This is a genomic window from Reichenbachiella sp., from assembly GCF_039944555.1.
Lineage (GTDB): Bacteria > Bacteroidota > Bacteroidia > Cytophagales > Cyclobacteriaceae > Reichenbachiella.
Window position 1 is genome coordinate 12,868 of the sequence record NZ_JBDUYN010000016.1, and the last position, 13,449, is coordinate 26,316.

At 41.0% G+C, this 13,449-nt stretch carries 7 protein-coding genes; 3 read left to right on the forward strand and 4 right to left on the reverse strand.

What is annotated here, in order from left to right:
- Window positions 1–123: 123 nt before the first annotated feature.
- Entirely contained in the window at window positions 124–4,266 is a 4,143-nt protein-coding gene (locus ABJD64_RS22480; protein ID WP_348181098.1) for a two-component regulator propeller domain-containing protein, read from the reverse strand.
- 163 nt (window positions 4,267–4,429) lie between these two features.
- Between ABJD64_RS22480 and ABJD64_RS22485 the strand changes: the two genes are divergently transcribed.
- The 3 genes from ABJD64_RS22485 (at window position 4,430) to ABJD64_RS22495 (ending at window position 9,227) form a co-directional block, all read left to right on the forward strand.
- Window positions 4,430–6,691: a glycoside hydrolase family 3 N-terminal domain-containing protein gene (locus ABJD64_RS22485; protein ID WP_348181099.1), complete on the forward strand. Its 2,262-nt coding sequence runs from the start codon at window positions 4,430–4,432 to the stop codon at window positions 6,689–6,691.
- Between the two features lie 68 nt (window positions 6,692–6,759).
- On the forward strand, window positions 6,760–8,349 hold the full coding sequence (locus ABJD64_RS22490) for a sodium:solute symporter (RefSeq protein WP_348181100.1): 1,590 nt from the start codon (window positions 6,760–6,762) through the stop codon (window positions 8,347–8,349).
- 101 nt (window positions 8,350–8,450) lie between these two features.
- Entirely contained in the window at window positions 8,451–9,227 is a 777-nt protein-coding gene (locus ABJD64_RS22495; RefSeq protein ID WP_348181102.1) for a bestrophin family ion channel, read from the forward strand.
- 45 nt (window positions 9,228–9,272) lie between these two features.
- Here ABJD64_RS22495 and ABJD64_RS22500 read toward each other — a convergent pair whose 3' ends face one another.
- The 3 genes from ABJD64_RS22500 to ABJD64_RS22510 are packed head-to-tail and all read right to left on the reverse strand — an operon-like array spanning window position 9,273 to window position 13,399.
- Window positions 9,273–9,731 carry a hypothetical protein gene (locus tag ABJD64_RS22500; RefSeq protein ID WP_348181103.1) on the reverse strand — a complete coding sequence of 153 codons (459 nt, stop codon included), beginning with the start codon at window positions 9,729–9,731 and terminating at the stop codon, window positions 9,273–9,275.
- Window positions 9,732–11,210, reverse strand: coding sequence for a glycoside hydrolase family 30 protein (locus ABJD64_RS22505; RefSeq protein ID WP_348181105.1), 1,479 nt, complete (start codon window positions 11,208–11,210; stop codon window positions 9,732–9,734).
- Window positions 11,207–13,399, reverse strand: coding sequence for a glycoside hydrolase family 3 C-terminal domain-containing protein (locus ABJD64_RS22510; protein WP_348181106.1), 2,193 nt, complete (start codon window positions 13,397–13,399; stop codon window positions 11,207–11,209). The genes ABJD64_RS22505 and ABJD64_RS22510 overlap by 4 nt, the downstream gene beginning before the upstream one ends.
- Window positions 13,400–13,449 lie beyond the last annotated feature (50 nt).

Sequence of the window (13,449 nt, forward strand, 5' to 3'; positions counted from 1 at the left end):
AATAGTTTTAATAAAAATTGATTCTCAAACTTCTCAATTCTATACCCGTAATGCGCTGGGCATTTATCACAAAGGCGGATGGTAATTATTTCAAAACCCCTTAAATCTCCTTAATTAGTGATTTTAAGAGGTTTTTTCTTCTGCATCACTGGCGTATTCTGAAGGATTTACCCCAAACTGTTTTTTGAAACAATCTCTGAAATACTGTAAATCATTGAAGCCAACCTGATAAGTGATCTCTGATATAGTTAATTGATTTTGACGGATCAATTGCGCCGCGCGCTTCAATCGAATAGATCTTACAAATTCGTTTGCGGACTGGCCAATTAAGCCTTTCAACTTTCTATACAACTGCATGCGGCTCAGCCCCAGTTCGCGCCCAAGGTCATCTACATAAAACTCCGAGTTGGACATATTATCCTCTACTATTTTTACTGCTCTTTTTATGAAATCTTCATCTCGAGAAGCAATCTTTACATTGGTAGGTTCAATGTTCAAAGTCTTTTTATTAAGCAGGTTGTTTTTGATGTGATCATGAATGTTGAGCACATTTCTAACCCTGAGTGCTAGTAGTTTTGGATTGAATGGTTTGGTAATGTAATAATCTGCTCCCTTCTCGAATCCTTCCACAGCGCTATCATTAGAGGCCTTTGCAGTAAGCAAAATAACTGGAATGTGACTGGTCTTCATGTCTTCTTTTACCTTTTTACAGACTTCAAACCCATCCAACCCTGGCATCATGATATCTGAAATAATTAGATCTGGTATCCGCTCCAACGCCAACTCAGATCCATCCATTCCGTTGTCGGCTTCAATGACACGGTAATCGGGCTCGAGAATTTGTTTGATATACCCTCTGATATCGTTATTGTCTTCTATGACTAATATCAAAGGTAGCTTTTCCTGGTCTTCTAAGTTTTCCAAACTATCTGTCAAAGGCTGGGCATTGGCCTGCTGATCAGACTTGAAGAGCTCTTGATTTTCAAACTTATATTCGATATCCGCGCTAGAGAAATCTTCTGGATTTAGATGATCCGTTCCTTTCTTCAGGTGAACGATAAATACAGAACCCTCATTTTCTTTACTCTCTAAATCTATTTCTCCTCTATGCAGCTCTACAAGTTCTTTTGTCAAAGAAAGTCCAATTCCGGTGCCTTTGCTCTTCTTGTTTTTTGCGTCACGTACTCTATAGTATCTATTGAAAATGTATTCCATCTCATCTTCAGGGATACCAATTCCATCGTCCTTTACTATGAGTGTCACGTCAAGCTTGTTCTCAACCAGTTCAAACTCAACATGCCCAAATTCAGGTGTGTATTTAAATGCATTGGAAAGAAGGTTGACCACAATTTTTTCCAACTTCTCTCTGTCAAAAAATAGTAGAATCTCTTTTCTTGGTACAGTCACTTTGTAACTGATATTTTTTCGTGCGGCAAAAGATGAAAAAGAGTGTATAACAGGTTTTAAGAATTTGGAAACATCTTGTTCTACGGCTTCAAGTCTCATTTTACCGGACTCTAGTTTTGACAATTCGAGTAACTGATTGATCAAATTGAGTAGGCTTTCTGCATTTCGAATCATCATGCCCACCTGTTCTTTGATACTGGCAAACTCAACGTTTTCGAACATGGCTTTAAGTGGCCCCAGGATCAGGGTAAGTGGTGACCTGAATTCATGGGAGATGTTTGCGAAGAAACTCGATTTCATCTCATCCAGTTCCTGCATTTTCGAAAGCTCCATGTGCTCAACGTGCAGTTGTGTCTGTAGTCTTTCTCTGTTTACTATGGTCTGTATTCCCCAGACCAAAAGGCTGGTAATAATAATTATGTACAAAGAGTACGCCCAATAGGTATTATACCAAGCTGGCGAAATTACAATTTCTACTGCTGCTTCATGCCCGCTCCACTTTCCGTCATTGTTGGTGCCTTTTACCTTAAAAACATAGTATCCTGGTGGAACATTTGTATAATATGCCTCTCTACGATTACCGACGTTCTGCCACCCTTCATCATAATTAACCAGCTGATAAGCGTATTCATTTTTGGATGTCTGGGTGAAACTAAGGACGGCAAATTCAAAACTGAAATCGTTTTGATCGTAGGTTAAATTGATCTTTTTTGTTTTTCTTATATTCTTTTTCAAAGAAGATTCAGGCCCGGCTTTTACAGACTGGTTGAACAATTTAAAATCACTGAAAAAAACTTTTGGCTCATAAGTATTCTTGCTGATTTGATCAGGTTTGAATTGATTGAATCCATCGATACCTCCAAAAAGCATGTCTCCGTTGCTTAACCTGTAGCTCGAATTCTTAAAAAATTCCATCCCCTGGAGGCCGTCCGACACTGTGTAATTTTGCACCTCTCCGGTTTCGGGGTGGTATTTAGAAATTCCTCGGTTGGAGCTCACCCAAATGTTTTTTTCTCCATCTGTTTGAATTCCATAGATCACCTCATTTGGTAATCCTTGTTTTTTACCAATTTTAGTAAACTCCTCTGTAGTAGGGTCCAATCGGTCCAACCCTGAAAAGGTACCGACCCAAATAATTCCGTCCTCGTCTTGCATTAGTGCAATTACAGAATTGCTTGAAATACTTTTTGAATTGTTTTGATCATTTTCATGCCTTTTGAAACTGAATTGTCCATTGGACTCATACATTTTATTGAGTCCGCCTCCTTCAGTTCCAATCCAGAGATAACCTTCTCTATCTTCAAGAATCGCTCTAACATAATCTGAGCTGATACTGTGTGGATTGTCGTGATCGTGATTAAAGCCCAGAAAAGATCGATCTGACGGGTCGTAGGCAAAAAGCCCATCTCTAAAAGCACTAAACCAAATTCTACCTTTTTTATCTTCATGAATGGCAAATACGTTCTCAAAGCCCTGGCTTTTGTTTGAAGGATGCTTCAGTTCAAATTTTTCAAATTTGTCTGAGCCTTTTCTCTTTAGGTTTACTCCCCCGTCCCAGGTCCCTATCCAAAGATTCTCTTGGCTATCTAGTAATAATGAAAGTATCGCATCTTTCGTTAGACTGTTGGGACGGGTTTGTGTAGTATAGGCCTTGAATGTATTGCTCCGTGCATTCCAATAATTCAACCCTCCTCCGTCGGTACCAATCCAGACATTGCCGTATTTATCTTCAGCAAAACAACTCACAGCATTGTTGCTCAAGGAATTGGAAAAATGTGGGTTATGTCGGAAATGTTCAAATTTCCTCGAATATTCGTCAATTTTGAAAATTCCTTTATTGAAAGTACCTACCCAAATAATACCCGTATTGTCTTGATACAGGCTCCAAATAGAATTATTCTGAAGAGAATACTCTCGGCGCGGGTCAAACGTATATAGTATAGACTCTCTACTTTGGACATTAATCACATTGAGTCCGCCGTTCTCCGTACCTACCCACAGTCGACCCTCTTCATCTTCAAGGATAGACAGAATCACTCTTGTGCCCGTTTTACCTAATTCGGAATCTAATTTTTGGTGTGCAAACACATATCGTCCACTCTCGTGATATTGAAGCTTATCCAAACCACCATGTGTACCAAGCCAAATTTCTCCTTTTTTAGTTTTGTATAGCTTGCGAATCACATTTGAAACAATGGATTCTTCCTTATTCTCATCATGCATATAAACAATAAAGCGCTGACTGTTGGTATCGAACAGATTGAGCCCGCCGCCCCAGGTTGCCACCCAAAGGTTATTCATGTCATCCATTTCAATACCGGTGATATGATTCGATGAAATACTAAAAGGATCATCCAGGTTTTTTTGATAGGACTTTATTTTCCCTGTCGCTTTGTTATAATAATGCAGTCCATATTTTTCCGTTCCAAACCATAGGTTATTATTCTCATCTTCCAGAAATGCCTTGACACTTGCTTCCCTTAAGTAAGCTGGCATGCCTTTTATACTAAATCGCTGGAAGGCATCTTGATCTTCATCATAAAGGCATATGCCTCCACCCATTGTCCCTACCCACAAGCGATTCTCAGAATCCTCGAATACTGTTCTTATATAATCATTACTCAAACTGCTAGAATCTGACTCGTCAAACTCATAGGTGGTCATATTTACACCATCATAGCGATTGAGCCCATTGCGTGTGCCTATCCATAGAAAACCATTGTGATCTTGAAGAATGGAGGCTACCGTGTTTTGCGAAAGCTCTGCCTGAATTGAAATAAACTTACTGTTCCTGTCTTGAGCCAGGCAGACGAAGGACTGCCATGCAAGAATTAGCACTAATAATTTATACTTTCTCATACCGTTCACATTAATAGATGTAAATATTTCAATAATATTTTACACCAACCCACCCCTGAAACAATTACCCCTGTTCATTGATAGAAATGCCTAGGGATGTCGGAAAGAAATAAATGAGTTTTGTATAGTGACTCATTATTCTAACTAAAAATACTTTCGGTCGATGAAGCCCCTTCTATTACAAAAATACATCTTTTCAATTCTATCCATTTGTGTCTTATACGGATGTGGTTCAATATCCAAGCCTGAAGTTCACAAAGATCAAAAGGTTCTTGATTTGCTGGACCAGCTGACGTTGGAGCAGAAGGTAGGACAAATGACTCAAATTACTTTAGGCAAAATTCATGAAAACGGCCAATTGAATACGAAAGACCTGAGGTACGCGATTTTAGAAAAAAATGTAGGTTCTATCATAAATGTAAATGGAACACCTCTTGCCCTGGAAGAATGGCATGAATTGTTGACCAATATTCAAGATATAGCCTTGAATGAAACCCAACTCAAAATTCCGATTCTTTATGGCATAGATGCGATTCATGGTACTTCATACACAAAGAATTCCACACTCTTTCCTCATAACATTGGTATGGCTGCCACAAGAAATCAAGAACTGGTATCCAAAGGGGCTAAAACAACAGCAATGGAAGTTCGTGCCTCCGGTATTCGATGGAACTTTGACCCCACTCTGGGAATTGGCAGACAACCACTCTGGTCAAGATTTGAAGAAACTTATGGTGAAGATGTGTACCTGACATCTCTTATGGGTGGAGCAGCTGTCAACGCTTATGAAGAGGATGGTCTCAAAAGCCCGACAGCAGTGGCTAGTTGCATGAAGCATTTTCTGGGATATTCCACTCCACTAAGCGGGAAGGATAGGACTCCGGCTTATATTCCGGATGTCCAGCTCAGGGAATATTATCTCCCTCCTTTTGAAGCGGCTGTGGCCAATGGCACATCTACTGTAATGATTAACTCAGGTGAGGTAAATGGAGTGCCCGTACACGCCAGTAGCTACTATCTACAAGATATTTTGCGCGATGAACTTGGATTTGAAGGTTTGGCCGTGTCTGACTGGGAAGATATTATCAGATTACATATCAGGCACAAAGTGGCTGCAACGCCCAAAGAAGCCGTAAAAATTGCTGTAAACGCCGGAGTAGACATGAGTATGGTACCACTTGACTACTCTTTCTATGATTATTTAGTTGAGCTTGTCAATGAAGGCGAAGTCAGTGAAGAAAGAATTGACGAAGCAGTTTACAGGATATTGAAACTGAAGTTTGACCTTGGCCTTTTCGATAATGCCTATCCGGAAAAAGAAGCTGTAGCTAATTTTGGAAAACCTGAATATGCTGAGCTGGCACTAAATGCTGCTCTGGAATCGATTACACTTCTCAAGAATAAAGACAATATTCTTCCTCTTACTAAAAAAAGCAAGGTACTACTCGTAGGCCCGGGAGCACATAATATTGGCGCGCTTCATGGTTCGTGGTCCTACACCTGGCAAGGAGACAATGAGGCTGCGTACAATGAAAACACTCAAACGCTAAAAGACGCTTTAGAAGCAAAAATTGGAGAAAAACAAGTGATCACCAACGCGGTTTCCAACTATATGGCTGCTTCTAACACAAGCACGTCATTCGTAAAAAATAATGCAAATCGGGCCGACGTTATTTTATTGGCCATAGGAGAAAAATCTTATGCAGAATCACCGGGAGGCATCGATGATCTGACATTGGATCCTAATCAAATCGCTCTGGTGGAATCTGCGGTGGCCACAGGTAAGCCAGTTGTCCTATTGCTGGCGCAGGGGAGGCCTAGGATAATATCTTCAATCGAGCCTAAAGTAAACGGAATACTTAATCTATATAGACCAGGGTGTGAGGGAGCAAAGGCCACAATGGAAATTCTCTTTGGAGACTACAATCCAAATGGAAGATTACCCTATACGTATCCAAAAAACACTGGAGATGTAATACTTTATGATCGCAAAAATTCAGAGAATTTCAAGGAATCTGAGCCAGACACTTATGGTTTAGGCGGATTCTCCCCTCAATGGCCCTTTGGCCATGGACTGAGCTATACCACATTCAGTTATGGTGATTTGAAACTGGACAAAACTACATTATCTGGTAATGAGCAGCTGAATGTATCTATTACTGTAAACAACACCGGAGACAGAGATGGGCAGGTTGCCGTAGAGCTTTATGTATGTGACCTTTTCGCATCTATCACACCCAATGAGAAGAGACTAAAAAAATTCAAAAAGGTAGAGATCAAAAAAGGAGGTTCTGCGCAAGTAGATTTTCAACTAGCTAAGTCTGATCTATCATTCATCAATCAAAACAGCAAGCGTGTGACCGAGGAGGGTGAATTTAAATTGATGATTGGAGACCAGAAGGAAAATTTCTTTTACAAGAACTAAGATCTTTTATACCGTTCACGGTGTCGCCCCGAGAGGGGTGGCACCTATTTTATAGCTGATAGCCCGAAATGCTTGATTTAGAATTTATTGATATAGCGGTCATAGGAGTGTACTTCATTTGTATTTTCCTGATAGCTATTTTTGTAGCAAAAAGGAGTAGGAAACAACAAGACTCCAAGAGCTACTTTCTTGGTGGCAAAGACATGGGCTGGTTTGTGATTGGAGCCTCACTATTTGCCTCTAATATCGGATCCGAACATCTTATAGGATTAGCAGGCACGGCAGCTAACAGCGGTGTAGCTGTAGCACAATTCGAACTTCTTGCTGGCGTTATACTTTTACTTTTAGGCTGGGTATTTGTTCCATTCTACTTGCGCAGTGGTGTTTTTACCATGCCAGAATTTTTGGAATTACGTTATTCAAAAAACACTCGAGCATATCTCTCTGTCATTTCCATAGTCGCCTACATTCTGACGAAAATATCGGTAACAATCGCTGCTGGTGGAATTATATTTCAGGCCATGGGTATTGATTTTTGGGTGGGTGCACTGATAATTGTTGTGGTCACTGGATTATATACCACGATTGGAGGGTTAAAGGCGGTGATTTACACAGATATGATTCAAATGTTCGTTCTAATTGCCGGATCGCTGGTGATCACAGTCATTGGACTCAACCATTTAGGTGGTTGGGGAGCGCTTACTGCAGGTGTAGACGCAAGCTATTTCGACCTCTGGAAGCCAATAGCCAATCCAGACTTCCCATGGACAGGAATCATTTTTGGTGCCCCAATTCTTGGCGTTTGGTATTGGTGCACAGATCAATTTATCGTGCAACGTGTACTTGCTGCCAGAAACATTCAACAGGCCCGCAAAGGCTCCATTTTTGGCGGGTACTTAAAAATGTTGCCTCTTTTGATATTTGTTATACCCGGCATCATTGCCTGGGCGTTGAGTCAAAAAGGAGAGCTTCTACTTAGTACTCCTGATGATGCGCTGCCGATGCTTGTAAAAGTCCTTCTGCCTTCCGGATTGAAAGGCCTGGTCTTAGCCGGTTTGCTAGCAGCGCTTATGAGTTCGCTTTCTTCTGTTTTCAACTCCTGTTCGACCATTTTTACATTAGATATTTACAAAAAAATTCGTCCTGATTCATCAGAAAAACACCTGGTGACCGTTGGCAGACTCGCGACTGTTGGCTTGGTCTTTTTCGGAATCCTCTGGATCCAGTTTATTGATAATATTTCTAATCAACTTTTCACCTACCTTCAAAGTGTTCAGGCCTACATTTCTCCGCCTATAGCTGCCGTTTTCTTGTTGGGCATCTTTTTCAAAAGGCTAAATTCTAAAGGTGCTATGGCCTCAATGATTACGGGATTTATTCTCGGCATAGCACGACTGGTGGGTGAAGTGAACAAAGAACAATTACAAGGTGCATTCTTCTATTTCTGTGATATCAATTACCTGCACTTTGCCATATTTTTATTTGTAATATGTGTGGCCGTGCTCATTTTGGTTAGCCTGCTAACCAATAGCCCTGATTATGACAAAATTGACCGCGTGACATTCAACAAATTATCAATGGTGGATACAAGACAAGACGTAGTCCTATCAGGTATATTGGTTTGTATCATCGCTTCAATTTGGATCTACTTTAGTTAAGGTTAGATATTTTCTATAGAAAAAACCGGTAGCTCATGAGCACGTTAATTTTTTCTTCACTTATTTCTTAGATTAAATTATGTTTGCCGTCAAATCAGAAAATGAAAATGACAATCCTTCGAAGTATATTCCTTATTATCAATTACAAAACCTTTATCCTCACCTCATTGTCAATAGCTTCAACATGGCTTTGTGGACATTATGGTTTGGTTGCTGACTTTCCACTCAACCTGGTTGGTATTGCGATTGTTTTTCCGGTAGTATTTTCAATCGACAGTGCCTACAAGCGCCGTGAAAGTGCCTTGGGGCAGCTATCGGATCTAAGGGCACATATGGTGTCACTTTACCAGGCCTCCCGAGATTGGCTCGATCCAAAACATACCGATTTTTCACAGGAGGTCAGGACAAAAATTATAGACATTTACTCTTCACTAAGTGACACGTTTATCGAAGGTTCGAAAAATGGCAAAAGCAAAGACAAAAAAGTCTTTAAAAAGGTATCAGAGCTATCAGCGTTTAGTCAGCAGTTCAGACTACATGGACTACAAGTAGGAGAAATGTCCAGAGTGAGCCAGTACATTAGTAAAATGGCTGTTGCGCTTGAACGAATGCGTGTCATCCTAAACTATCGAACGCCCATTACTTTGAGGGCATACAGCAAAGTTTTTATCTATAGTTTTCCTGTAATATACGGACCGTACTTTCAATATGCCTCGGAGCACTATAGCCCCGGGTTGGAATATTTCATGCCAGTCATCTTTAGTTTCATACTGGTGAGCTTAGACAACATTCAAAACCATTTGGAAAACCCGTTTGATCAAGTTGGAGAAGATGATATTAAGTTCAAAGTAGACGAATTTGAAAAGATGCTGGATTAGTGTCAATTAAGAAATAGGACATCGTCTGGTCGATTGGTTTTTCGTTTATTTCAATTTGACATAAGTCTCTCTAATGATTCGATCTACCCCCAGTTCTTCAATTCTTTCCTTGCCCTCTTGGATCAGGGTATCTCCTTTGATGGTCAACTCAAATTCGAAAGTGTTTCCTTCCCATTGTCGTGCTGTGCAGTATTCCAGGTTTTCTATGTAATGGCCATCCATATAGCTATACGACCCACTACCGGAACCGTATTTAGTATTTAAACTATCGGTGCCTTTGTTTAAGTCATGCTGAAAAAAGGCGAAGTAATTTTGGTTGATCATTTTGATCCCTTTCATACCTTTTGTATAGTCTGTGAATACCGTATCCTCACCTGTAATATTCTCAGCCGACAACAATTGCCAGGTGCCTTCGATAGGACTTCTCTCATTAGTAGAAGTACTTTCCTGCTCTGGCATACAGGCACCGAGAGCTAGGAAAAGTACATTAACAAAACGTCTCATTTATTTCGTAATTAAGGTTTGCATAGCATGGGCCGGAATAGTTGTTTCAACTGCCTTCATGCCAATATACATTTTATAAGTGATGGCCTCATCCTGGGGATTCATCACAACAGTTGCTAAAGTACCATCAACATTCAGGAATGAGGTGCTCAATAGCTGACTCCTACTGCTAGCTGTGCTGACGCGTGTGGCCTCAGGTTTGATGAATTTAGAAAAGTGGCCGATGTAGTAATAAGAAGGTGTATATATCAGCTCATCTGTTTGCGTATCAGCATGGATGGGTGAAAAGCAAAAGTTGCCTACATGGTTTGGCCCTCCTGTTTCGTCCAAAACAATGTTCCAATCGGTCCAACCAACGGTTCCTTGATTAAAATCATTGATCATTGACCGGCCATATCTCTCGGCATTAGGCCAATATTGATATTTGGCCGGATCAAAACTCTCATTGCATCCTTCGGTGAATAGTAAATTCTTCGTAGGGAAATTTTCGTTAACCATCCTCAAATTCCCAAAGTTAGGATCTGCACCTGTCCAGGTTTCATACCAATGAAACCCGATCCCCCATGCATATTTAGCGGCTTCCGGGTCTCCGAAAATCGTATTCGCTCTATTTACAATCAAATCGCGATTGTGATCCCAAACCACGATATTTTTATCTCCTAATCCTTCTTTTTCCATGATCGGACCCAAATGATCTCTCAAGAAGTCCCTCTCTTCTTCGGCAGTATAAATACATGATTCCCAGGTCTGTGTAGCCATAGGTTCGTTCTGAATTGATATCCCCCAAATCGGCATACCTTCTTGCTCATAAGCCTTGATGAACTTGGTGTAATATGTCGCCCAAGCATCACGGTATTCCGGGAGTAGTTTTCCACCTTGCAGCATGTGTTCTTTTCCTTTCATAAAAGCAGGAGGGCTCCATGGGGAAGCATACAACAAAAGTTCTCCACCAGCTGCTGCGATGGCACTTTTAATCATTGGAATTTTGAATTCACGATCATGTTTAATATCGAAAGTTTTCAAATCCTTGTCACCTTCTTCTATATAGGTGTAGCTGCCACTACCAAAATCACAACTGTGGATGTTAGTTCTAGAAAGCGAATAGCCAATGCCAGTCTCTTCGTTGTAATAGGCCTCAAGCAGCTCTTCTTGCTTCTCGGGTGAAAGTTTGGCGAAGGTCTCAGCCGAGGCATCCGTAATGGCACCACCAATACCAAGCATTTTCTGAAAAGATTTGTCCGGATTGACAAAGATCGACCACTCGGTTTCCTTCGGTTGATTAGCTTTTATGAATGATACTTTCGCAGTTTCTGAAAGTCTGAGATCCGTTTCACTTGCAGTAGTATATATAGTAACTTCCTTTCCTTCTACAGAAAACTTCGAGATCTCCTTTGAAGCTTCCAAGGTTGGAGCTTCTTGTTTTGGCTGACAAGCAAACCCCACCATAATTAATAATGAGCCTAATATTGTTCGATTCATGATCGTGATTTTTTACTTATTGATATTCTGATCTTTTTAGTAATGTTATTGGACGCATTGCCCACATATAGGTAGTAGTCACCAGGCTCTACAACCCATTCGGAAATTGAATCATCATAATAGGCCAGATCAGATACGTTGATTGTCACAGTACCAGGTTGGCTCGCACCAGATGCGATGGCCAGTTTTTGATAGCCCTTGAGTTCTTTTAGAGCCCTAGGCACTTTAGATTTGATCTTTCCCGTATACACTTGCACTACTTCAGCTCCTGTGATTCCTCCTTCGTTTTTGACATCAAAAGAAACTGTGATGGCCTCGTTAGCAGCATATATGGACTGATCAGACTGGATATTTGAAATGGAGAAATCCGTGTAGCTCAGCCCATACCCAAATGCGAATTCAGGTGCAATTTTCTTGGTATCGTGCCAGCGATAGCCTACTAAGATATCCTCTTTATACTCTTGCATGATGCTATCTCCAGGATAGGAGATCTCACCAAATGCGTATGCCCCGTTGTCCTCCAATTTTTTAGGAAAAGAAAAAGGCAATTTTCCGGATGGATTTACATCTCCTGAAACCACATCAGCCAATGCATGCCCGGTCATCGATCCAAGATACCACGCCTGAATAAGTCCTTTGGTTTTTGACAACCATGGCATGGCTACTGCGTTGCCGCTGACCATTACTACACCCAAGTTTTTGTTTACAGCATATAACTCGTCAATGAGCGCTTCCTGGCCAAATGGTAGATTGTAAATCTTTCTGTCTCCGCCTTCACAGTCCTGGTGGTGGTTTTTATTTAATCCGCCAACAAACAAAACTAGATCAGCTTTTTTAGCCACATCTATGGCAATTGACTTCAAGGAATCTGCATCGTACGGAGATGGGTTGACTCTAGCATAAGCAGGTGCGCCAGATGCATAGCCCATGGCATATGTGATTTTCGCATTTTTGTATCTGGCTTTTATCCCTTCCAATGGAGAAACCTCAAACTGTGGCTTCAATTCTGAAGATCCGCCACCTCGAGTCATCATTCGTGTCGCATTTTCTCCGATTACAGCAATGGTGATCTCAGTTTCATCTTTGATCGGAAATATATCTTCTTTGTTTTTCAACAATACGATACCTTCTTGAGCTACTTTTCTTGCCACTTCATGGTGAGCAGTAGTATTTACACTTCCTAATGGACGGTTTGGGTTTAAGCTGGTTCTGTAAATGAGTCTCAAAATTCTTCGGACTTTGTCATCTACTATAGATTCTTCCACTTCCTTGTTTTCGAGCATTTCCAAAAATGGTCCAGCAAGGTAGTAATTCTCATAGGCATTTACTTTAGAATAAGTCAAGCCATTGGTGCCAGTACCCATTTCAATATCTAACCCATGAAGGGCTGATTCTTTGGTATCGTGAGCGCCACCCCAGTCGGTGACCACCACGCCATCAAATCCCCAATCGTTTTTTAGAATGTTGTTGAGCAAAATCTCATTATGGCAACAGTGTTGCCCTCGAAACTGATTGTAAGCCCCCATAATGGACCAGGCTTCTCCTTCTTCGACTGCAGCTTTGAAGGCTGGTAAGTAGATTTCATATAGAGCGCGATCACTCACTTCCACATTGATGTGGTCTCTCCAGCGTTCCTGATTATTCAGTGCATAATGTTTTACACATGCTGCAACCCCATTTTTTTGTACTCCCTTAATGTAAGGTACCACGAGGCGCGAAGCCAGGTACGGGTCTTCACCCATGTATTCAAAATTCCTACCGTTCATTGGTGTTCTATAAATATTGACACCCGGACCCAATAGAATGTCTTTCTCTCTATATCGGGCCTCCTCGCCAACTGCCACACCGTAGGCATATGAAAGAGAATCATTGAAACTAGCAGCCAAACACGTAAGTGCAGGAAATGCAGTTATAGAATCATTCGTCCAACCAGCGTAATTCCAGCTATCCCAGCTGATTTCAGCTCTTACTCCATGCGGGCCATCCGACATCCATACTTCAGGAATACCCAAACGAGATACTCCAGGCGAACTAAATTTGCTCTGAGCATGACACATCGCTACTTTTTCTTTGAGTGTAAGCAGAGGTAGGATGCTGTCAATTTTGGCTTCTATTTCTTTTTCGCTGTATTGTGCTTTGGAGGTCCAGGTGCCGAGGCATATCATAGCCAGCAGAATGACTTTTTTCATCTTTCTAATTCTATTGTGATAAATAATAATCGAAAATAGAAATTGTCGTC

Excerpts from the sequence above, each read along its gene's own strand:
- ABJD64_RS22480 (WP_348181098.1), bottom strand. The coding sequence starts at position 4,266 with ATGAGAAAGTATAAATTATTAGTGCTAATTCTTGCATGGCAGTCCTTC.
- ABJD64_RS22485 (WP_348181099.1), top strand. The coding sequence starts at position 4,430 with ATGAAGCCCCTTCTATTACAAAAATACATCTTTTCAATTCTATCCATT.
- ABJD64_RS22490 (WP_348181100.1), top strand. The coding sequence starts at position 6,760 with ATGCTTGATTTAGAATTTATTGATATAGCGGTCATAGGAGTGTACTTC.
- ABJD64_RS22495 (WP_348181102.1), top strand. The coding sequence starts at position 8,451 with ATGAAAATGACAATCCTTCGAAGTATATTCCTTATTATCAATTACAAA.
- ABJD64_RS22500 (WP_348181103.1), bottom strand. The coding sequence starts at position 9,731 with ATGAGACGTTTTGTTAATGTACTTTTCCTAGCTCTCGGTGCCTGTATG.
- ABJD64_RS22505 (WP_348181105.1), bottom strand. The coding sequence starts at position 11,210 with ATGAATCGAACAATATTAGGCTCATTATTAATTATGGTGGGGTTTGCT.
- ABJD64_RS22510 (WP_348181106.1), bottom strand. The coding sequence starts at position 13,399 with ATGAAAAAAGTCATTCTGCTGGCTATGATATGCCTCGGCACCTGGACC.